The organism is Amycolatopsis keratiniphila subsp. keratiniphila, from assembly GCF_001620365.2.
Taxonomy (GTDB): domain Bacteria; phylum Actinomycetota; class Actinomycetes; order Mycobacteriales; family Pseudonocardiaceae; genus Amycolatopsis; species Amycolatopsis keratiniphila.
On the sequence record NZ_LQMT02000032.1, the window covers coordinates 205,870 to 226,641 of the forward strand.

At 69.6% G+C, this 20,772-nt stretch carries 18 protein-coding genes; 3 read left to right on the forward strand and 15 right to left on the reverse strand.

Going from position 1 to position 20,772, the window contains the following annotated elements; genetic code table 11:
- Window positions 1–46: 46 nt before the first annotated feature.
- From alaS to AVR91_RS42925, 4 genes are all read right to left on the reverse strand, one after another.
- Entirely contained in the window at window positions 47–2,710 is a 2,664-nt protein-coding gene (gene alaS / locus AVR91_RS30830; RefSeq protein WP_063274215.1) for an alanine--tRNA ligase, read from the reverse strand.
- A 99-nt stretch (window positions 2,711–2,809) separates the two neighbouring features.
- Entirely contained in the window at window positions 2,810–3,118 is a 309-nt protein-coding gene (locus AVR91_RS30835) for a hypothetical protein (protein ID WP_016333063.1), read from the reverse strand.
- Entirely contained in the window at window positions 3,115–3,513 is a 399-nt protein-coding gene (locus AVR91_RS30840; protein ID WP_007031187.1) for a DUF948 domain-containing protein, read from the reverse strand. The genes AVR91_RS30835 and AVR91_RS30840 overlap by 4 nt, the downstream gene beginning before the upstream one ends.
- 102 nt (window positions 3,514–3,615) lie before the next feature.
- Window positions 3,616–4,116, reverse strand: coding sequence for a hypothetical protein (locus AVR91_RS42925; RefSeq protein ID WP_143254157.1), 501 nt, complete (start codon window positions 4,114–4,116; stop codon window positions 3,616–3,618).
- A 105-nt stretch (window positions 4,117–4,221) separates the two neighbouring features.
- Between AVR91_RS42925 and AVR91_RS30845 the strand changes: the two genes are divergently transcribed.
- The 3 genes from AVR91_RS30845 (at window position 4,222) to AVR91_RS30855 (ending at window position 9,760) form a co-directional block, all read left to right on the forward strand.
- Window positions 4,222–6,300, forward strand: a complete 2,079-nt coding sequence (locus AVR91_RS30845) for a phosphocholine-specific phospholipase C (protein ID WP_063274216.1) — start codon at window positions 4,222–4,224, stop codon at window positions 6,298–6,300.
- A 102-nt stretch (window positions 6,301–6,402) separates the two neighbouring features.
- Window positions 6,403–7,065, forward strand: a complete 663-nt coding sequence (locus tag AVR91_RS30850; protein WP_063274217.1) for a VOC family protein — start codon at window positions 6,403–6,405, stop codon at window positions 7,063–7,065.
- 316 nt (window positions 7,066–7,381) lie between these two features.
- Window positions 7,382–9,760, forward strand: coding sequence for a chitinase C-terminal domain-containing protein (locus tag AVR91_RS30855; protein ID WP_063274218.1), 2,379 nt, complete (start codon window positions 7,382–7,384; stop codon window positions 9,758–9,760).
- A 150-nt stretch (window positions 9,761–9,910) separates the two neighbouring features.
- Here AVR91_RS30855 and AVR91_RS30860 read toward each other — a convergent pair whose 3' ends face one another.
- The 11 genes from AVR91_RS30860 to AVR91_RS30910 all read right to left on the reverse strand — a co-directional run bounded on the left by AVR91_RS30860 (window position 9,911) and on the right by AVR91_RS30910 (window position 20,711).
- The gene (locus AVR91_RS30860) at window positions 9,911–10,489 is read right to left on the reverse strand and encodes a 1,2-dihydroxy-3-keto-5-methylthiopentene dioxygenase (RefSeq protein WP_063274219.1); all 579 of its coding nucleotides are present in this window, start codon (window positions 10,487–10,489) and stop codon (window positions 9,911–9,913) included.
- Window positions 10,486–11,118 carry a methylthioribulose 1-phosphate dehydratase gene (gene mtnB / locus AVR91_RS30865; RefSeq protein WP_063274220.1) on the reverse strand — a complete coding sequence of 211 codons (633 nt, stop codon included), beginning with the start codon at window positions 11,116–11,118 and terminating at the stop codon, window positions 10,486–10,488. The genes AVR91_RS30860 and mtnB overlap by 4 nt, the downstream gene beginning before the upstream one ends.
- Window positions 11,115–11,831 (reverse strand): acireductone synthase, encoded by a 717-nt coding sequence (gene mtnC / locus AVR91_RS30870; RefSeq protein WP_063274221.1) that lies wholly within the window; start codon window positions 11,829–11,831, stop codon window positions 11,115–11,117. The genes mtnB and mtnC overlap by 4 nt, the downstream gene beginning before the upstream one ends.
- On the reverse strand, window positions 11,828–12,838 hold the full coding sequence (locus AVR91_RS30875; RefSeq protein WP_063274222.1) for a translation initiation factor eIF-2B alpha/beta/delta subunit family protein: 1,011 nt from the start codon (window positions 12,836–12,838) through the stop codon (window positions 11,828–11,830). Before AVR91_RS30875 ends, mtnC begins: the two co-directional genes overlap by 4 nt.
- Complete coding sequence (locus AVR91_RS30880) at window positions 12,838–13,968, reverse strand: acyl-CoA dehydrogenase family protein (RefSeq protein WP_063274223.1); 1,131 nt, start codon at window positions 13,966–13,968, stop codon at window positions 12,838–12,840. The genes AVR91_RS30875 and AVR91_RS30880 overlap by 1 nt, the downstream gene beginning before the upstream one ends.
- On the reverse strand, window positions 13,965–14,693 hold the full coding sequence (locus tag AVR91_RS30885; RefSeq protein WP_063274224.1) for a nucleoside phosphorylase: 729 nt from the start codon (window positions 14,691–14,693) through the stop codon (window positions 13,965–13,967). Before AVR91_RS30885 ends, AVR91_RS30880 begins: the two co-directional genes overlap by 4 nt.
- The gene (locus tag AVR91_RS30890; RefSeq protein ID WP_063274225.1) at window positions 14,690–15,547 is read right to left on the reverse strand and encodes an ABC transporter permease; all 858 of its coding nucleotides are present in this window, start codon (window positions 15,545–15,547) and stop codon (window positions 14,690–14,692) included. The genes AVR91_RS30885 and AVR91_RS30890 overlap by 4 nt, the downstream gene beginning before the upstream one ends.
- Window positions 15,544–16,542, reverse strand: coding sequence for an ABC transporter permease (locus AVR91_RS30895; RefSeq protein WP_063274226.1), 999 nt, complete (start codon window positions 16,540–16,542; stop codon window positions 15,544–15,546). Before AVR91_RS30895 ends, AVR91_RS30890 begins: the two co-directional genes overlap by 4 nt.
- Window positions 16,539–18,056 (reverse strand): ABC transporter ATP-binding protein, encoded by a 1,518-nt coding sequence (locus AVR91_RS30900; protein ID WP_228709394.1) that lies wholly within the window; start codon window positions 18,054–18,056, stop codon window positions 16,539–16,541. Before AVR91_RS30900 ends, AVR91_RS30895 begins: the two co-directional genes overlap by 4 nt.
- The gene (locus AVR91_RS30905; protein WP_063274228.1) at window positions 18,037–19,074 is read right to left on the reverse strand and encodes a BMP family ABC transporter substrate-binding protein; all 1,038 of its coding nucleotides are present in this window, start codon (window positions 19,072–19,074) and stop codon (window positions 18,037–18,039) included. Before AVR91_RS30905 ends, AVR91_RS30900 begins: the two co-directional genes overlap by 20 nt.
- A gap of 68 nt (window positions 19,075–19,142) precedes the next feature.
- The gene (locus tag AVR91_RS30910; protein WP_063274229.1) at window positions 19,143–20,711 is read right to left on the reverse strand and encodes a purple acid phosphatase family protein; all 1,569 of its coding nucleotides are present in this window, start codon (window positions 20,709–20,711) and stop codon (window positions 19,143–19,145) included.
- Window positions 20,712–20,772 lie beyond the last annotated feature (61 nt).

Sequence of the window (20,772 nt, forward strand, 5' to 3'; positions counted from 1 at the left end):
CGGATCGGACTCCCCTGGCCGATCCGGGCGGCGCCCAGCGGCGTCGTCAGCCAACTTGGGCGACCGCCGCGCGCAGGGAGGCGATGGCCTGGTCGGCACCGGCCGGGTTGGTGCCCCCGCCCTGGGCCATGTCCGGCTTGCCGCCGCCACGGCCGCCGATCGCCTCGGCGAACGACGGGACGAGCTTGCCCGCCGCCACACCCTTGGCCTGCGCCGCCTTCGTGGTGGCGACGACGAAGGCGATCTTCTCGCCCTGCGGGGCGAACAGCGCGACGATGCCGGGCCGGTCGCCGAGCCTGCCGCGGATGTCCGAAGCCAGCGCGCGCAGACCGTTCGAGTCGACGCCTTCGCCGAGCTTCTCCGCGACGACCGCGATCCCGCCGATGTCCTCGGCCTTGTCCGCGAGCGAGCCCGCCGAGCCGAGCACCTGCTGGGTGCGCAGCTGCTCGATCTCCTTCTCGGCGTTCTTGAGCCGGGTGAGCACGTCGTCGATGCGCGACGACAGCTGCTCCGAGGGCACCTTGAAGGTGTTCGCGAGCTGCGAGACGAGCAGCTGCTCCTTGCGGACGTACTTGAGCGCGTCCGTGCCGACGAGCGCCTCGACGCGGTGCACGCCGGAACCGATGGACGAGTCGCCCACGAGCTTCACCAGGCCGAGCTGGCCGATGCGATCGACGTGGGTGCCACCGCAGAGTTCGCGGGAGTACTCGCCCATGTCGACGACGCGGACGTCGTTGCCGTACTTCTCGCCGAACAGCGCGACCGCGCCCAGTTCGAGGGCCTTGTCCTTCGTGGTGACGAAGGTGTTCACCTCGACGTTGGTCTGGAGGTAGTCGTTGACCTCCTCCTCGACCTCGGTGAGCACGTCGGCCGACACCCCGCCGGAGGTGGTGAAGTCGAAGCGCATCCGGCCCGGCGAGTTCAGCGAACCGGCCTGCGCCGCGCGCTTGCCGTACGCCCCGCGCACGGCGGCGTGCACCAGGTGCGTCGCGGAGTGCGACCGCTCGATCGACAGGCGGCGGTGCTGGTCGACCGAACCGGTCAGCGCGCCGCCGATGCCGATCTCGCCGTCGAGCACCTCGACACGGTGCACGAACAGGCCGGGCACGATCTTCTGCACGTCGTGGACCTTGAGCTCGACGCCGTCGCCGAGCAGCACGCCGGTGTCGGCGACCTGGCCACCGCTCTCGGCGTAGAACGGCGTGCGGTCCAGGACCAGCTCCGCCTTCTTGCCCGCGCCGACGCGGGAGACCGGCACGCCGTCTTCCAGCAGCGCGACGACCTTCGCCTCGGCCTGCAGATCGGTGTAGCCGAGGAACTCGGTCTCGCCGTGCTGCTCCAGCACCTTGCGGTACTCGGACAGGTCGCCGTGACCGGTCTTGCGCGACGCCGCGTCGGCCTTCGCGCGCTGCCGCTGCTCGTTCATGAGCGTGCGGAAGCCCTCTTCGTCGACGGTCAGGCCCTGCTCGGACGCCATCTCCAGGGTCAGGTCGATCGGGAAGCCGTAGGTGTCGTGCAGCTGGAACGCCTTGTCGCCGGCCAGCAGCGAACCGCCGGACCGCTTGGTCTCCTCGGCCGCGAGGTCGAAGATGCGCGAACCGCTGGTGAGCGTGGCGAGGAAGGCCTCCTCCTCGACGCGCACGACGTCCTCGATGCGGTCGAACCCGGACACCAGCTCGGGGTACGTCGGGCCCATCGTGTCGCGGACGACCGCGGCGAAGGCGGGCAGCACCGGCTCGTGCACGCCGAGCAGGCGCGCGGAGCGGATGATGCGGCGCAGCAGGCGGCGCAGCACGTAGCCGCGGCCGTCGTTGCCCGGGGTGACGCCGTCGCCGATGAGCAGCACACCGGTGCGGGCGTGGTCGGCGATGACGCGAAAGCGGACGTCGTCGGTGTGGTCGGAGCCGTAGCGGCGGCCGGAGAACTCCTCGGCGCGGCCGATCACCGGTCGGACGAGGTCGGTCTCGTAGACGTTCTCGACGCCCTGCAGGATCGTCGCGACCCGCTCGACACCCATGCCGGTGTCGATGTTCTTCTTCGGCAGCTCACCGATCGGCTTGTGGCCGTGCTTCGGGCTCTTGTCGCCCCGCACGTCCTGCATGAAGACGAGGTTCCAGATCTCGATGTAGCGGTCCTCGTCGGCGACCGGGCCGCCCTCGCGGCCGTAGTCCGGGCCGCGGTCGTAGTAGATCTCCGAGCAGGGACCGCCGGGACCGGGCACGCCCATGTCCCAGTAGTTGTCCTTGCCGTCACGGGACTGGATGCGCTCGCCGGGCAGGCCGGTGAGCTTCTTCCACAGGCCGGCGGCCTCGGAGTCGTCCTCGTAGACGGTCGCCCAGATCCGGTTCGGGTCGAGGCCGTAGCCACCCTCGCTCTGGGGCTTGGTGATCAGCTCCCAGGCCGCCTCGATGGCGCCTTCCTTGAAATAGTCGCCGAAGGAGAAGTTCCCGGCCATCTGGAAGAACGTGTTGTGCCGGGTCGTCTTGCCGACCTCGTCGATGTCCGGCGTGCGGACGCATTTCTGGACGCTGGTCGCGCGCGGGTACGGCGGCGGGACCTCGCCGAGGAAATACGGCTTGAACTGGACCATGCCCGCGTTGACGAACAGCAGGTTCGGGTCGTCGAGGATCAGCGGCGCGCTCGGGACGCGCGTATGTCCCTTGTTCTCGAAATGGCTCAGAAAACGCTGGGTGATTTCGTGTGTTTCCACGGGATCGTCCTTGTGTACGGGCTCGCGCGAAGGCGCTGGGAATGCGGACAGGCGAGAACGGCGAAGGGCTGGGATCTGCTGATCGCGGACGCGATCGGATCAGCCCTCCGCCCGGCGAGCTCGCCGGACCGGGCGCCGCGACGACGCCGCGTGCCTGCCCTCGGTCACGGGGGCCGTGCTCAAGCCGGTCCGTTCGGACACCATGTCGTGCAACTCCTGTTCCCGTTCGCTCATCCCGGCGCGGACCTCCGCGCCGAACGAACCGACGGCGCCCGCGAGTTCCCGCACGGCGTCGCCCAGGTTCGAGGCTAACCCCGCGGGCGTGGCCTGGCGAGCGGTTTCCGTCGCTTTACGTGACAGGGCGACGCCGGCGACCACGCCGACGCCGAGCCAGAACAGGCGCTTCATTTGCGGCCCCGCTTCTTCGCCGGTCGGGAGGCTTTCGCTTCCGCCTTCTTCCGGCGGGCCTTGATCGCCTTGCTGAGGCCGTAGGACAGCGCGGCCGTCTTCACCAGCGGACCGCCGAGCGTCGCGGTGAACACCGACGACAGCGCGGACACGTTGCCGGACACGGCCTGCGCGTTGGCCGTGATGCCGTCGACCCGCTCCAGCTGCGTGTTGACGTGCGTGATCGTCTCGTTCGCGCCGATCAACAGCGGGTCGGTGTTCTCGTGCGCCTTGCGGATGGCGATCGTGGCCTCGTCCAGGGTCCGGCCGAGCTTGAACAGCACGATCGCCAGCAGCACGACGAGTACGACGAATGCTCCTGCGGCGATCAGCGCGGCGATCTGCCCTGCCGACACGGGCCCTCCTCAAGGGTCTGCGGTCTTGGTGCCCGTGAGGTTACCGCGCAGGCGGCCTTCCGGCGGTGCCACCCCGCCGGACGGTCACTCAGCGTCGTGACCTCACGACGAACCCGGGAGAGCCCGATGTGAGCGCTCGCTCTTCGGCGGCGTGGTCTTCCCCTGCTTCGGCGGGTTTTCGGGCGCGCGGCCGTTGCGGCGGTCGCCGCCCTGGCGCGGGGCGGCCGCGTCCGCCCGCGTGTCGGGCGGAGCAGGCCGGGCGAACTGAGCGGACTGAGCCGTGGTCCGGGCCGGAGGCGGCTCGGCGCTCGTGCGCGGAGGTTCACGAACCGGCTCAGGCGCTCCCCGCGCTTCCGGCGCCGAAGCCGTTCGAGGCCCGGGCGGCGGCGCGGCGGGCGGCGGCGTGGACGACGGCACAGGGGTCTTGGGCGTCGACTGTGGCAGGGGGAAAGGCCTGGGGTCCAGGGCAGTGGGCAGGTCCGGCACACCGGAGAACGCGACGAGGAGGAGCGCTCCGTAACCAGCGGCGGCACCGGCGCTGATCGCGGCCCGGCGGGCGAAGACGCGGCGACGGCCATCGGATCCCGCGAACACCCGCCTCACGAGGTCACCTCCACCGTCGTTTCGTCGTGTCACCATCCGGCTTCCGACCCCGAGTCGACCGGTTCGGTTCTTGTGACGTTCACATTACTGGGACAAGGTTCCGGCATGCCTGAACTGTCACGCCGTACGTTGCTGGGCGCCACCGGCGCCGCGGCCGCCACCACGCTTCTCCCGCCGTCCGTGCACGCCGCCATGGCCGAACCCATGCGGCGGGGCGGGCTCGACGCCATCGAGCACGTGATCGTGCTGATGCAGGAGAACCGGTCGTTCGACCACTACTACGGCAGCCTGCGCGGGGTCCGTGGGTTCTCCGACCCGCGTCCGCTCGAACTGCCGTCGGGGAGATCGGTGTTCGAGCAGCCGAATCCCGCCGGCGGCACGGTGCTGCCGTTCTCGGTGCGCAAGGCGGCCGAACTCGCCGGCCGGAACACCGACGACATCCAGTACCTCGGCGACCTCGACCACAGCTGGAACGGCAGCGGCAAGGCATGGGCGCGCGGCTGGAACAACGGCTGGATCGCGGCGAAGACGCCCGCCACCATGACCTACTACGAGCGCCGCGACATCGCGCTGCAGTACGAACTGGCGGACACCTTCACCATCTGCGACGCCTACCACTGCTCGGTCTTCGGCTCCACCAACCCGAACCGGAACTTCCTGTGGACCGGGACCACCGGGTTCGAGCCGGGCAGCACGACCAACCGCGCGGTGACGAACGCGGCGTACTCCTACGACCACAAGGGCTACGACTGGACGACGTACCCGGAGCGCCTCGAAGCCGCCGGGGTGCCGTGGCAGATCTACCAGGAGTGGGACAACTTCACCGACAACGCGGTCGAGTACTTCGTGCCGTTCAAGAAGGTCGGCACGAAGATCCTCGCCTCGGTCGAGGAGAAGTTCCGCACCACCGAGGAGTTCTACGACGCGCTGCCCAAGAAGACCGCCGAGGAGCGTGCGAAACTGCTGGCGCAGTTCGACGCCGGGGTCGCCAAGCTGACGCCCGCCGAGCGGAATCTGTTCACGAAGGCCATGTACCGCAGCGAGCCGGAGACGCTGGTGACCCGGCTCAAGGCGGACATCCAGGCGCGGCGCCTGCCCGCGGTGAGCTGGCTGGTGCCGTCCGCGAAGGACTCCGAGCACCCCGGCGCGTCCACCCCGGTCGGCAGCGCGAACCTGATCTACCGCGTGCTCGACGCGCTGGCGTCCGACCGCGAAACGTGGTCGAAGACGGTGCTGCTGATCAATTTCGACGAGAACGACGGGTATTTCGACCACGTCCCGCCGCCGATGCCGCCCGGGAACGCGGCGAACGACGCGGACCACTTCAACGGCCAGCCGCTCGGCTTCGGCCCGCGCGTGCCGATGACGGTCGTCTCGCCGTGGTCGATCGGCGGCCACGTCGATTCCACCGTGTACGACCACACCTCGGTGTTGCGGTTCCTCGAGCGCTGGACCGGGATCGCCGAGCCGAACATCAGCAAGTGGCGGCGGACCGTCGCGGGTGACCTCACCGGCGCCTTCGACTTCTCGCGCGCCGGACGTCAGCCGCGGGTGAACCGGCCCGGCCCGGTGCCCGCGCCGATCAGCCGCTGGCGGCCGTCGGCCCCGGCCGAGCAGAGCCTGCCCGTGGCCGAACCCGGCAACCGGCCGTCACGCCCGCTGCCGTATCAGGTTTCGGTGTCCGGCGCGGTCGACAAATCGGGAAATCTGGCGCTTTCGCTGGCCAACAGCGGCTCGTCCTCGGCGCATTTCGCGCTGTACCCGTACAAGGGTGAGTTCGCCGAGCCCGCGCACCGCGACGTGCGCGGTGAGGCGCCGGAACTCGTGAAGCTGCCCGGTGACGAGTACCGCGTCGTCGTACAGGGCCCGAACCGGTCGTGGTGGGAACTGCGCGGGAGCCGGTCCGGGGCCGCCGCCGGCGTCGATGTCCGGACACGGTTCCTGACGTGGCGCTCGGGCGTCGAGTTCAAGCTGTCCAACTCGGGCACTTCGGCGCTGACGCTACGGCTGTCGTCTTCGCGCTTCACGCGGGTCGTGCGCGTCGGGGCGGGGCGCTCGGTCACGGTGGACTGGCCGGTCTCCGGCGGCTGGTACGACGTGAAGGTCACCGCGGACGGGGATCCGTCGTTCCTGCGGACGCTGACCGCGCGGGTGGAGAACGGGCGGCCCGGCGTCTCGTGCTGACGGTCCCGTGAAGGCCTCCTTCCCTACTCTCAGGGTAGGGAAGGAGGCCTTCACGGACCTTAATCGGTTGCGTGCCGGGCGCCGCTGTTCTTAGCGTCGCTTATGGCCGCCACCCTGCACGCGCTCCGTATCGCCGCGCACGATCCGCACGCTCTCGAACGGTTCTGGTCCGGACTGCTCGGCCGGGCGATCGACGAGACCTGTTTCCGGCTGAGTTTCGTGCGAAGCGACGAACCGAAGACCCGCCAGAACCAGATGCATTTCGACCTGACGAGCGAGTCGCTGGAAGACCAACGCCGGACGGTCGCGAAGGCACTCGAACTCGGCGGACGGCACATCGACGTCGGCCAGCTTCCCGAAGAGAAGCACGTCGTGCTCGCCGACCCCGAGGGCAACGAGTTCTGCGTCATCGAGCCGGGCAACGACTTCCTCGCCGAATGCGGTTTCGTCGGCGCCATCGCGAGCGACGGTTCGCAGGAAGTCGGCTACTTCTGGAGCAAGGCGCTCGGCTGGCCGCTGGTGTGGGACCAGGACCAGGAGACCGCGATCAGGTCGCCGCACGGCGGTCCGAAGATCACCTGGGGCGGCCCGCCGTTCACTCCGAAGACGGGACCGAACCGGCTGCGTTTCGTTTTGACCGGCCCGCTTTCCGAAGTCGAGCGGCTGGTTTCGCTCGGTGCCGCCCGGCTCGGTGCCGAGCGCGACGGACAGGTGGAGATGGCGGATCCCGACGGGAACGAGTTTTCTGTCGTGGTGCCCCCCTAACCTCCGCCGCGTGGACAGGAGGCCTGCGATTCCGCTCGGTCGCAGCGTCGCGAAAGTGGCTTTCGCGACACGCCTTGGCCTGACTGTCCACATGAGACCGTGCAACACATGGCCATAACACTCACCCGATATGGCTGATGGTATGGCCACCTACCCGGCCCTCGTCGCTTCTCGACGAGGACCGGACCTGACGGACCACAGGTCCGCTCCGCCGTACGGCACAGGATGGAAATTGGTCTACACCTATTGACGCGCGCCAGGTCGGCGGCTCAAGCTGCTGTGACCGAGGGCCATCTTCCACTGTCGGAGGTTCGGCGTGCCAAGGAGAACCAGGAAACTACTCCCCCTGCTGGCGTCGCTCATCACGCTGGCCGGACTCATGATCGTCGTCATCAGCCCGTCCACGTCGAGCGCGGCAGGCCACGAGGACTGCCGTCCCGACGGGCTGTACCGGACACCCGGCGTCGACACCCCCTACTGCACCGTCTACGACACGAACGGCCGGGAATCCCTGGGGCAAGGGCATTCCCGCCGCGTGATCGGCTACTTCACCAGCTGGCGCACCGGAAAGAACGGCGCGCCCGCGTATCTGGCGAGCAACATCCCGTGGACGAAGGTCACCCACCTCAACTACGCGTTCGCGCATGTCGACGCGCAGAACAAGGTGTCGGTCGGCGCCGCGGGCCCGAACAACGAGTCCATCGGCATGGAATGGCCGGGCGTGCCCGGCGCCGAGATGGATCCCTCGTTGCCCTACAAGGGACATTTCAATCTGCTGAACAAGTACAAGAAGCAGCACCCGAACGTGAAGTCGCTGATTTCGATCGGCGGCTGGGCCGAGACCGGTGGCTTCCTGAACCCGGACGGCACGCGCAACGCCTCGGGCGGGTTCTACAAGATGACGCAGAGCCAGGCCAGCATCGACACCTTCGCGGATTCCGTCGTGAAGTTCCTGCGCGACTACGGATTCAACGGCGCGGACATCGACTACGAGTACGCGACGTCGGCGAACTACGCCGGAAACCCGGACGACTACTGGATCGCACAGGCCAACCGGGGCACCCTCTGGGCAGGCTACGAGAACCTGATGCGCACGTTGCGACACAAGATCGACCAGGCGGGCGCCGCCGACGGCAAGCACTACCTGCTGACCGCGGCCGTCCCCGCGTCCGGCTGGCTGCTGCGCGGCCAGGAGGTCTACGGCGTCACGCAGTATCTCGACTACGCCAACATGATGAGCTACGACCTGCACGGCGCGTGGAACCAGTTCGCCGGGCCGAACGCCGCGCTCTACGACAACGGCAAGGACGCGGAACTCGCGCACTGGCAGGTGTACACGACCCCGCAGTACGACGGGCAGGGCTATCTCAACACCGACTGGGCGTATCACTACTTCCGCGGCGCCATGCAGGCGGGCCGGATCAACATCGGCGTCGGCTTCTACACCCGCGGCTGGCAAGGCGTTTCCGGCGGGACGAACGGTTTGTGGGGCACCGCTCCACTGCCGGACCAGAAACAGTGTCCACCGGGAACCGGATCCCACGTCGGCTCGACGGTGCCGTGCGGCAACGGCGCGATCGGCATCGACAACCTCTGGCACGACCTGGGCCTGGCGGGTGGCGAGGTCCCCGCTGGCGCGAACCCGATGTGGCACGCGAAGAACCTCGAGAACGAGATCACCCCGGACTACCTGGAGGCGTACGGGCTGACCCCGAAGACCGACCCGACGGACCGGATCTCCGGCTCCTACAACAGGTTCTACGACAACACGATGGTGACGCCGTGGCTGTGGAACAACGACAAGAAGGTGTTCCTGTCCACTGAGGACGAAGAGTCGCTCGCCACGAAGGCCAAGTACGTGGCCGACAAGGGCATCGGCGGCATCATGATCTGGGAGCTGGCGGGCGACTACGCCTTCGACGGCGCCAAGGGTCAGTACTTCATGGGCGACACGCTGATCACCAAGATCAACGACGGCCTGCGTGGCGCCGCACCGTACGGCAACGTCAAGTCGCCGCGTCCCGCGCCTTCGTCGGTGCTGAACGCGCACGTCAACCTGACCGGATTCGCGCTGGGTGACGCGAACTACCCGATCACCCCGCGGATGCGCATCACCAACAATTCGACCACCACCATCCCCGGTGGGACGAAGATCGAGTTCGACTACGGCACGAGCGCGCCCGGCAGCATGTCCGACCAGTCCGGCTTCGGCCTGACGGTCACCAGCAAGGGCCACAGCGGGCCCAACGTCGGCGGGATGAAGGGAGACTTCCAGCACGTCGCGGTGACCGTGCCCAGCTGGCAGAACATCGCCCCGGGCGCCACGGTCGAGATCCGGCTGAACTACTACATGCCGATCGCGTCGCCGTCGAACTTCACGTTCACCTTCGGCGGGACGACCTACGCGATCGCGTCGGACAACCCGCGTGGTGGCGGCACCCCGCCGACGACCACGACCACACCGACGACGGGAACCACGACCACGACCACCAGCCCGACCACCACGACCCGGACGACCACCACCACGCCGACGACGACCACCTCGGTGCCGTCGGATGCCTGGAAGCCAGGTGTCGACTACGCCACCGGCGCCAGGGTGACCCACAACGGCACGGCGTACGTGTGCCGGCAGGGCCACCGGTCGCTGGCCGGCTGGGAGCCGCCGAACGTGCCCGCCCTCTGGGCACCGGCCTGATCGACCCCGGCAGCGCGCTAGGAACGGTCCTTTCCTTGCGAAATTTGCGAGGAAAGGACCGTTCCTAGCATCCGGATATGTCATGAAAGGGTCGTTCAAGACAAAAAACGTCCTGAACGACCCTTTCATGACACCCGGGAGAAGCGATCCTCAGTAACGCCCGGCGGTCAACTCGTCGAACCCCGGGAAGTCCCCCGCCAGCGTCGCGCCGGTGAAGTTGCCGACCCACCCGCCGTCGTCGTGGAAGAACCGGATGGACACGTAGTCGGGCCGCGTCCCCATGTCGAACCAGTGCGTGGTGTTCGCGGGCACGCTCAGCAGGTCCCCTGCCTCGCACAGGACCGCGTACACCTTGCCCCCGACGTGCAGGTAGAACACGCCGGCCCCACGCGCGAAGAAGCGGTCTTCATCATCGTCGTGGGTGTGCTCGGCGAGGAACTTCTGCCGGGCTTCGGCGGCCGTGGCGGCCCAGCCGGGTTCGTCGGACGGGGTCATGCGGACGGCGTCCACGAACGTGTAGCCCTCGGCCGCCGAGACCTTGGCGATCGGCTCCTCGTAGGCGGCCAGCACCTGTTCGGGCGTCACGTCGCGCGGCAGGTCCTCGACGAGGTCCCACCGTTCGAAGCGGACACCGAGCCGCCCCAGTTCGCCGGTGATCACGGCCGGATCCTCGGTCCTGAGCGCGATCTCGCCGGGCCGGTCGTCCGGCCATACGGTCAGCAGGGTCATCGCACTCCCCTTTCTTCACCCACGAGTCTTGTCTCTACCCGGAACCGGAGCAACCACTCCAAACATTCCAGGCGATGACGAGCGTGGCGCAGGTCATCGCCCCAGACGTAGATCCCGTGCCGCGCGACGATCACCGCCGGCGTGTCCGCCCGGAATCCCGCCTCGAACGCGTCGCCGAGGACACGCATGTCCTGGCCGTTGGCGATCACCGGGATGGTCACCAGGTCGTCGTGCGCGGCGCGGCCGAAGCCCTTGAGCATCTCCAGGTCCCGCAGTTCCACACCGTCCGGCCAGTGCTCGGCGGCCACCACCGGCGCGAGCGCGTGCACGTGGATCACCGCGCCCGCGCCCGACACCGCCGCGATCCGGGCGTGCAATCCCGCCTCGGCCGACGGCACCTTGTCCGGATGCGGCTGGTCGGCGACGGCCCGCCCGTCCTCGCCGACCACCACGACGTCGTCGCTGGTCAGCTCGCCTTTGTCCCGGCCGCTGACGGTGACCGCGACCCGCAGTGGGTCGCGCCCGAGCACCACCGAGAGGTTGCCGGACGTGCCCCGCATCCAGCCCAGTCCCGCGAACCGGGCGGACTCCTCCGCGAGCGCGCGCCCGGCCAGTTCCAGCACACTCATCGAGGGACGACCTTGATCTCGTCGAACGTCCGGATCGTCCGGTGCGTCCCGAAATCCGCGTCACCGAACGGCTCACCCTCGCGGGCGAGCCCGACGGTCTGCCAGCCGTCGGCCGCCGCGCCGTCGAGTTCGGCCGGGACGTCGGAGAAGAACACGACGTCGCCCGGCTCGGCCTCCAGCGCGGTGGCGATCGCACGGTACGACGGCGCCTCGCGCTTCGGCCCGGCGTTGACGGTGTCGAAATGCCGCTCGAACAGGCCGGTGACGTCGCCGTCGGTGGTCCGCGAGAACGACGCGATCTGCCCGGCGACCGAACCGGACGAGAACACCGCGAGCCGCAGCCCGGACTCGTGCCACGACCGCAGGGCCGGGGCGACGTCGCCGAAGAACTCCGTCGTGAGGTCGCCCTCGGCGTACCCGCGCTGCCAGATGAGGCCCTGCAACGTCTTCAGCGGCGCGATCTTCCGGTCCGCGTCCATCCAGCCGTGCAGCACCCGCACGACGTCCACAGTGGACGCGCCCACCGGGAGCCCGCCGAGTTCCTTGATCCGCGCGACGGCGTCGACGACCTCCGGATCCTCCGGGTGCTCGTCGATCCACGGGCCCAGCCGCGGGCGCGCGTAGTCGTAGAGGGTCACGTGCACGTAGCTGGTGGCGGTCAGCGTGCCCTCGATGTCGAGGACCACCCATCGGGCGGTCAGCGTTGCGGTCACTGGTTCGCTTCCCCTTCTGCGTAGTACTCGCGGAGCCGTCCTGGTTCGAAGGCCCCGCGGTCGGTCACCACCGTGGTCACGAAACGCGGTGGTGTCACGTCGAAAGCCGGATAGTGCCCCCGGGCACGCTCGCCGGCGACGCGGTGCCCGAGGGCGCTCAGCACCTCGTCGCCGTCGCGGTATTCGATCGGCACGTCGGCGCCGGTCGGTGCGGCCTGGTCGGGCGCCTGGACCATGGCGTGGAACGGCACGCCGAACGCGTCCGCCGCCACCGCGAGCCCCAGCGTGCCGATCTTGTTGACGACGTGACCGTCCATGGTGACACGGTCGGCCGCGGTCACCAGCGCGCCGACCTCGCCCGAGGCCAGCACCGCGGCACCCATGCCGTCGGTGATCAGCCGGGTGTCGGCCCCCATCTCGGCGAGCGTCTCGGCGGTCAGCCGCGCGCCCTGCAGGTACGGCCGGGTTTCCGTGCAGAAGAAGGAGAACTCCTTGCCGTGGCGTCGCGCGGCGAGCACGAATTCGACGAGGTACAGATCCGCCCAGCAGTGCGTCAGCACGGTCGCCCCGTCCGGCACCAGCGCGGCGGTGTGTTCGCCGAGCGCGCGGCTGCGCGACCGGTACAGCTCGTCACCCGCTCGCGCCCCGGCCGTCGCGGCCTCGACGAGGTCGCCCGCCGATTTGTCCACTTCGGACAGCACGGCGGCGACGGCCTTGCGCAGATGGTTGTTGGTCTTGCGGGTCTCGACGATCCGCTCCCCCGCCCGCCGCAAGTACGCCCGGGGGGCCGCGAGCCCGGACGCCTCGCGCGCGGCGAGCACCATCGCGCCCAGCGCGGCGAAATACGGCCCGGACGACTGCGTGACCATGTCTTCGATGGCGACCGCGACCTCTTCCGAGGTCCGGCAGAGCACCCATTCCCGCGCGAACGGGAAGACCCGTCGGTCGAGGATGTGCACGCCTTCGTCGTCGAGGCGGACGCTTTCGGCGAGGATCGGCAGCGTCATCAGCTGTACCCCGAGAGGCACGGCGGGATCCCGTTGAGGAAGTGGTCGCCGACCTCGCGTGCCTTGTACGTCACGGGATCGTGCAGGGTCAGCGTGCGGGCGTTGCGCCAGAAGCGGTCGAAGCCGTACTTCGTCGCCGTGGCCCGCGCGCCGGTGAACTCGAAGACCTTGCTCGTGGTTTCGACGGCCACCCGGCTCGCCACGATCTTCGCCGACGAGATGGCGATCGCCGCTTCGGCACGCTCGGCCGGTGTCAGGTCGAAGCCGCGTTCGTCGGCCTCGCCGAGCGCGGAAACCGCCGCGTCGACGGCGAATCCGGCCGCTCGCGCCGTCGCGACCAGCTCGCCGTAGCCCGCCAGCGTGTACGGATCCTGGGCCGCTTTGTCCACATCGGACAGTGTCCAGGGCCGGGCGGACTCCCGCGTGTAGACGGCCGCCGCGTCGAGCGCGCCGAACGCGAGGCCGACGTACACCTGCGCCAGCATGAGCTGGAACCCGAGCGCGGCAAGGGAGATCCGGGGCACCTTCGGATCGGACTGGTCCTCCGGCTGGGCGCCGAGCACGTCGTCGTGCGCGACGCGGACGGCTTCGAACCGCACCGCGCCGCTCGCGGTGAGCCGCTGGCCGATGTTGTCCCAGTCACCGGGGAAGGTGATCCCCTCGGCCCGTGCGTCGACGACGAAGGTCAGCTTCTCGCCGTTGTCGGTCCTGGTCGCGCTGACCACCAGGCGGTCGGCGACGGCCGCGCCGGTGGCGAAGGTCTTGGTGCCCTCGACGGTGAACCCGCCGTCGGCCGGGGTCAGGAGCAGGGCGGCGTCGAGCGGGTTGCTCACGCCCGCCCAGAACCAGCCCGGTTCGCTCGCCGCGCGCGGCCCGAACAGGCCGGTACGCCACAGCTGCAGGTAGTGGTAACCGAGCAGATGGCCGACCGACGCGTCTGCGGCGGAGACGATGCGGGTGACCTCGTTCGCGGCCGCCCAGCCCGCGGTGTCGAGCAAGGGCAGCAGCCCGGACTCGCGCAACAACGCGACCTCGGCGACGGGGAGCCGTCCGGCCAGATCACGCTCGGCGGCGTCCGCCGCCAAGGTGCCCGCCAGCTCCTGAGCCGCCTTGCGCCACACTTCGGTCATTCCGCCCCTTCCACGTCGATGAGAGCGTCGAGGGCCACGCGAGTAGCCCTCGCCACCCCCTCGGCCACGACGTCGCGATGCGGGTCGTAGGCCGACGGGTCGGGATGCTCGGGCCGCGCGTCGCCGTCGATCACGAGCACACCACCGGCCCGCAGGCCGCGCAATGCCGCGAACACCAGCAACGTGGAGAGTTCCATCTCAATGGCGATCACCCGCGCGGCCAGGTACTCGGTCATCGGGAGGGTGAGCACCAGCGGGCTGAACGCGGCCCGCGTCCACACCACGCCCCGGTGCGCCTCCGGTGCCACCCGGCTCAGCGCCACAACGAGTTCAGGGGTGGCGAAGGCCGGGTACTCCGGATGGATGAGCTGCTGGGTGACGCCGTCGTCGCGGACCGCCGCCTCCGCGATGACGAGGTCGCCATCCGTGATCCCGTCGGCCAGCGAACCGGCGGTGCCGAGCCGCAGGAACGTGCGGACGCCCGCTTCGGCCAGCTCGCCGAACTGGCACAACGCGCCGGGCCCGCCGACGCCGTGCGACGACACGACGACCGGGACGCCCTTCCAGCTGCCGGTGTAGCTGCGGTACTCGCGGTTCTGCCCGACGAGGACGGCGTCCGTCAGCGATCCGGCCACCGCGGTCGCGCGGTCGGGGTCGCCCACGACGAGGGCACGTGGCGGCAGTCCGTGCCGGGGGATCTTGGTGATGGGCAGGACGTCGCTCACGCGGGCTGTCCCTTCTTGCGTTTCAGGTTGGACAGGAACAACGCCACGAGCGTGACGACATACGGAGCGGCGTCGGTGGCCTGCTGCGGCAACCCAATGCCCTGGAGCCGGAATCCGAACGCCTCGGCCAGGCCGAACAACAGCGCGGCGAGCAGCACTCCGAGCGGATGGGCGCGGCCCAGCATCACCGCCACGACGGCGATCCAGCCGCGACCGGCGGTCATGTTCTCGGCGAAGAGCGTCACCGAGCCCAACGCCAGTTGCGCGCCGCCGAGACCGCACAGCGCTCCCCCGGCGAGGATCACCCCGTAGCGGTATTCGGTCACGTCGACGCCGAGGCTGGACGCCGCCTCCGGGCGCTCCCCGACCCCGCGCAGCCGCAGCCCCCACGGATGCCGGTAGAGCAGCACCGCGAGCGCGGGCACGGCCAGCCAGGAGAGATAGACCAGCAGCGACTGGCCCGGGATCGGGCCGAACTGGCCCAGCCCTTGCAGCGACGGGTCGCTGAACGAGCCTTCGGTGCCGAAGACGGTACGGATGAGGAAGCTCGTCAGGCCGACCGCGAGCAGGTTGCTCGCGACACCCAGCACGATCGGGTCGCCGCCGAAGGTGATCGAGCCGATCGCGAGGATCAGCGAGTAGGCCGTCGCCGCGATCACCGCCACGACGACGCCGATCCACGCGCTGCCGGTGTACCAGCTGCCTGCGACCGCGCCGAAACAGCCGACCAGCAGCGAGCCTTCGAGCGAGATGTTGAAGACCCCGGCTCGCTGGCACAACGCGCCCGCGAGCGCGGCGAACAGGATCGGCGTCAGCGCGGTGAGCGCCGAGGAGAACAGGCTCGCGTCGATCATGCCCGCCTCGCCTTCCGCTTGAAGACGCCCGACGTCGCCGCCAGGAAGATGATCAGCACCGCCTGCAGGACCGCGGTGAGTTCGCGCGGGACCTGGGTGGCGCGTTCCATCGCGAACCCGCCGCTGGTCAGCGCCGCGAAGAAGACCGCCGCGAGCAGCGTGCCGAGCGGGCTCGCCCCGGCGAGCAACGCCGCGAGCAGGCCGATCCAGGTGTACTGCGGCGTGATCAGCGCGCCGTCGATGAACCGGTACGGGAAGCCGAGGACGGCGATCGCGCCGACCAGTCCGGCCGTCCCGCCCGAAGCGGCCAGCAGCCGAAGTGTGAGTTTCGGCCGGTCGATGCCGGCGTAGGCGGCGAACCGCGGCGCCCAGCCGGTCACCTTGGTCTCGAAACCGGCGGGAGTGCGGGCGTCGATCACCGTGTAGACCGCGATCACCGTCACCACCAGGAAGATCCCGGTCGTCACGCCGTCGATTTCGGGCAACCGCGCGGACATCTGCGGGCTCTGCGGCAGGCTGGAACCGGCGTCCTTCAACGGGAAGCGCACCAGATACCCGGCGAGCGCCATCGCGGGATAGCTCAGCAGCAGCGTGCTGATCAGCAACGGGACGCCGAGCCGGTTCTCGCAGACCGCGGCCAGCGCGGCGTATGCGCCTCCGGCGGCGATGCCCGCGAGCAGCGCGAGGATCACCTTCACCGGCCCGGGCCCGGGCACGTACAGGCCGACGGCGAGAGCGCTGATCGCGCCGAGCACCAGCTGGCCCTCACCACCGAGGTTCACCATGCCCGCGCGCAGCGGGATCGCGAGCGCCGTGGCCATCCCCGCGACGGGGACGGCGTAGGCGAGGGTGTCGCCGATGCCGTCGGGGCCGAACGCGCCGGAGACGATCGCGCCGTACGCCGCCAGCGGGTCGGTTCCGGTGGCCAGCAACAGGATCGCGCCGAGCACGAGCGCCGCGGCGACCGGGACGGCGACGAGACGGACGCGGGTCATCCGGCACCTCCGGCCATCGCGAGCCCGACCGTGTGCTGATCGGCCTCGTCCTTGGTGAACTCCGCGACGATCCGGCCTTCGAACAGCACCAGCACCCGGTCCGACAACGCGAGGATCTCGCTGAGCTCGGCGGAGATCAGCAGGACGGCGTGCCCGGCGTCGCGATGGGCGACGAGCCTCGCGTGGATGTTCTCGATCGCGCCGACGTCGACGCCGCGAGTGGGCTGTTCGACCAGCAGGAACGGCGCGTCGTGGGTGAGCTCGCGGCCGAAGATCGCCTTCTGCTGGTTGCCGCCGGACAGCGTGCCCATCGCGACGGCGAGGCCGGACGCGCGGACGTCGTAGTCCTCGATGATCGCCGAGGCGTGGTCGTCGATCGCCTTGCGGCGCAGGAATCCCTTGCGCACCAAGGGTCGCTTGCGGTGGAAACCGACGGCCAGGTTCTCCCGGAGCCCCGCCGTGGGCGCCGAGCCGACCTCGGCGCGGTCTTCCGGGACGTGGGCGAGCCCGGCGTCCCGGCGCGCGCGGACCGACAGGCCGTCGATGATCTGTCCATTGAGGACAATGGTTCCGCCGGTCTTCAGAAGACCGGTGATGGCGCCGGAGAGCTCGGCCTGCCCGTTGCCCGCCACCCCGGCGACGCCGACGATCTCCCCGGCCCGCACGCTGAGGGAAACGTTGTCCAGCAACGGTTTTCCTTCCACACCGGGAACGGTCAGGGAACGGGCTTCGAGGACGGTCTCGCCGGGTGCCCCGGCCGGGTGGACGCGATCGAGGTCGACCTCGCGTCCGGTCATCGCCTCGGCGAGCCCGGCAGCCGTCTGGTCGGCGGTGCGCCCGCGCGCGGTGACGCGGCCGTCGCGCAGCACCGTGACGTGGTCGCTGACGGCGAGGACCTCCTGGAGTTTGTGCGACACCAGCAGGATCGTGCGATCCTCGGCGGCGAGGGCGCGCAGCACGCCGAACAGCCGCTCGGTCTCGGGCGGGGTCAGCACGGCGGTGGGTTCGTCGAGGATCAGCACACCGGCGTCGCGGTACAGCAGTTTGAGGATCTCGACGCGCTGTCGCAGCCCGACCGGCAGGTCGCGGACCCGGTCGCCGGGCCGCAGCCGCAGTTCGTGCCGTTCGATCAGTTCGGTGACGCGGGCCGTCGCCGCCTTGCGGTCCAGCAGGCCGCGGCGGGTCGGTTCGCTGCCGAACACGACGTTCTCGGTGACGGTGAGTTCGCCGAACAACGCGAACCCCTGCTGCACCATGCCGACACCGGCGTCGATCGCCTGCGCGGGCGAGCCGAAGGAGACTTCCTCGCCGTGCAAGGAGATCGTGCCCTCGTCGGGCCGGTGCAGACCGTAGAGCACGGACATGAGCGTCGACTTGCCCGCGCCGTTCTCCCCCATCAGGGCGTGGATTTCGCCTCTCCCGACGTCGAGGTCCACGTGGTCGTTCGCGAGCACTCCGGGGAACCGCTTGACGATCCCCCGGAGTGAGACGGCGTCAGGACTTGGCGGGGTCATCGACGACGATCGCGCCCGAGATGATCTGGTCCCGCAGTTCGCCGACCTTGGCCAGCACGTCGGGGTGGCTCGCGACGACACACTGCGAGGTCGCGGCGTCCGGCTCCAGCCCGGTCAGAGAGATGCCTTTTTCCTTGACGCCGTAGGACTTCGTCTCGCCGGTCTTACCGCCGAGGATCGCGTCGACCCCGTCGCCGATGACGACGTTGGTGCGCTTGATGACGTTGTCCACGACCTGCCCAGGGCTGGCCGGGCACTGGTTGGCATCGACGCCGAACGCGAAGAACCCGCCTTGTTTTGCCGCCTCGAACACGCCGAGGTTGCCCGCCGCGGAAGCCGCGCCCATGACGTGGTCGACACCCTGACCGGCGAGCGTGGCGGCCAGCGCCTTCGCCCGGGCGGGGTCGTTGAACGGGTTCGCGCCGCCGATGAACAGCGGGGCAAGGGTGGTGCCGGGCTTGGCCTTTTCGGCGCCCTGCCCGAACGGGATCGAGTACCGGCGGAACTGGGGTGCGTCGAGCACGACGACCGCGCCGACTTTGCCGCTCTTGCTCAGCAGCCCGGCTTCGGCGCCGGCGAGGTAGCTGCCCTCGTGCTCGCGGAACACCGCGCAGGTGACGTTCGGGAACGGTTTGGTGGTGCAGGAGTCCACGAACAGGAACTTCTGCTCGGGATTGCGCTCGGCCTCGGCCGCGATCGCGTCGGCGAAGTTGAAACCGACGGCGACGATCACGGCGGGCTTCTCGCGCACCGCGGCCGCGAGGTTCTGCTGGATCGAGGCGGGATCGGTGCTCTGGTAGACCTTTTGTGTTCCGTTGTGCTTCTTGGCCGAGTCCTCGATGCCCTGGACGGCGAGCTTGAGGAAGTCGTTGACGCCGACCGGGCTCGGCGTAATAAGGACCAGCGCGGGCCCAGCGGAACTCTGCGCGGCCGGATCCTTGGCCGAGGCGTTGCACGCGGCGAGGAGCGTGACGGCGGAAACGGCCATGACGGCCCGCAGGAGGATTCTCGGCGACATGTCCCGGACTGTATGTCTCCGGTCCACGATATGGCACCGAGTCCCACCATGCGGAACCGTGTAGGGCGTTATACGTCGCTCGGGTCGGCGCCCAGGACAGCGTGCCGCGACCGATGGAGACCGGCGGTGCGGCGCAGGGTGAACCGGTCGATCTCGGCGCCGTCGTTGCGGAGGGTCCGCACGGTCAGCGTCGTCCGGCGGCCGGCCCAGGCGGGCTCGACGTCGATCGCGAGGAACGAGTAACCGGTGTAGCGCACCCGGGACCACGAGACGGTTTCGGTCACCTTCTCACCACCCTTGACCCAGTGATACGACTGGAACTCGCCCGCGAACGTGTCGGGCACGGGGAAGCTGTAGAGACTCTTCCCGCCGCCACCACAGGTCGCGTACACGGTGCCGTCGCGGTCCGGCTCGACGGTGTCGCCGATCTTGACCTCGCGGGTCACCTTGCCGTCGCGCAGGGCGTCGGTGCGCTCGTAGATGTGGTTGTGCCCGTTGATGACGAGGTCGACCCGGTACTCGTCGAACAACGGAACCCACTGCTCGCGGACACCGCCCTCCGACGCGTGCTGATTGGTCGTCGAATAGGCGCAATGATGGAAGAAGACCACGATGAAATCGACGTCCGGCTGCGACCGCAGATACCGCAGGCGGCGTTTGAGCCAGGCCGTCTGGGAGCCGTGCGAGTAGCCGAGGTTGGCGGGGATCTCGTAGGAGACGTCGTTGGCGTCGAGCGAGATCACCCCGACGTTGCCGTAGATGAAGGAGTAGACGCTGGGGCAGTCGTGCGGGCCCGTGCCGGGGAAATCCCAGCGTTTGACCTGGCCGCCGTAGCCGTCGGGCGAGTAAAGGGCCTCCATGTCGTGGTTGCCGGTGGTGACCATCCACGGCACCGACGCCGCGACACCCTCGATCTGGCGGTAGTAGGCGTCCCAGACCTTGGGGTCGAAGAGATCGTGGTCCGCGTCGGGTTTGGACCCGGGCGGTTTGCCCGAGCCACTCGGGTCGGCGTACGCGATGTCGCCCGCCAGCAGGTGGAAACGCGGGTTCTGACGCGCGACGGCGCCATCCTGCGCGAGCGCCGTCGTCGAGACCCCTTGGTCGCCGAACGCGGTGAAAGTGAACTTGCCCGCCGGGATGCCGCGCGCGGGCGCGGTGGTGAACGTCGAGATCGCGGCAGGCCCGCCGTCCCCCGAAGCCGGGTCGAAACCCTCGTGCCCGACGGCGTACCGGTAAGTGTGACCAGGCCAGAGATGGTCGGCCTCGGCGTGCAGGTAGTACTGGTCGTACGGCGCGATGACCCCGGCGACCTCGGAATGCAGCGCGCGAACCTCGGCCGGGATCCGATGACTCCAGCCGCCGTGCCCGTCGGCGATCCGCAGGAACGGCTTCCGCACCGGCGCCGGCACCTGCCACGCGACCCGCATCGACGTCCGCGGATTCCGGCCGAACGCGAGATGCCGCCCCGCCGGGACGACCTTGTCGCCGTCGGCGTACGCGGTGCCCTGCAACAGAAGCGGACCGGCCGCGAGGACGGCGCCCTTCAGAATCGTGCGTCGGCTGAGGAATTCGTGTTGTTCGGCCATCGTGAGGCGCGAGGCCAGCGCGTCGGGAACACCGACCCTGGGGATTTCCATGCGCGGCATCGTCGCCGACCGACATGTTCGGCTCGCGACGGTGGGGCCAACGGGAGTGGTC

Coding starts and splice junctions, on each gene's coding strand:
- AVR91_RS30905 (WP_063274228.1), bottom strand. CDS start 19,074: ATGTCGCCGAGAATCCTCCTGCGGGCCGTCATGGCCGTTTCCGCCGTC.
- AVR91_RS30860 (WP_063274219.1), bottom strand. CDS start 10,489: ATGACCCTGCTGACCGTATGGCCGGACGACCGGCCCGGCGAGATCGCG.
- AVR91_RS30850 (WP_063274217.1), top strand. CDS start 6,403: ATGGCCGCCACCCTGCACGCGCTCCGTATCGCCGCGCACGATCCGCAC.
- AVR91_RS30895 (WP_063274226.1), bottom strand. CDS start 16,542: ATGACCCGCGTCCGTCTCGTCGCCGTCCCGGTCGCCGCGGCGCTCGTG.
- AVR91_RS30845 (WP_063274216.1), top strand. CDS start 4,222: ATGCCTGAACTGTCACGCCGTACGTTGCTGGGCGCCACCGGCGCCGCG.
- AVR91_RS30835 (WP_016333063.1), bottom strand. CDS start 3,118: ATGAAGCGCCTGTTCTGGCTCGGCGTCGGCGTGGTCGCCGGCGTCGCC.
- mtnB (WP_063274220.1), bottom strand. CDS start 11,118: ATGAGTGTGCTGGAACTGGCCGGGCGCGCGCTCGCGGAGGAGTCCGCC.
- AVR91_RS30890 (WP_063274225.1), bottom strand. CDS start 15,547: ATGATCGACGCGAGCCTGTTCTCCTCGGCGCTCACCGCGCTGACGCCG.
- AVR91_RS30875 (WP_063274222.1), bottom strand. CDS start 12,838: ATGACGCTGCCGATCCTCGCCGAAAGCGTCCGCCTCGACGACGAAGGC.
- AVR91_RS30900 (WP_228709394.1), bottom strand. CDS start 18,056: ATGACCCCGCCAAGTCCTGACGCCGTCTCACTCCGGGGGATCGTCAAG.
- AVR91_RS30880 (WP_063274223.1), bottom strand. CDS start 13,968: ATGACCGAAGTGTGGCGCAAGGCGGCTCAGGAGCTGGCGGGCACCTTG.
- AVR91_RS30910 (WP_063274229.1), bottom strand. CDS start 20,711: ATGGAAATCCCCAGGGTCGGTGTTCCCGACGCGCTGGCCTCGCGCCTC.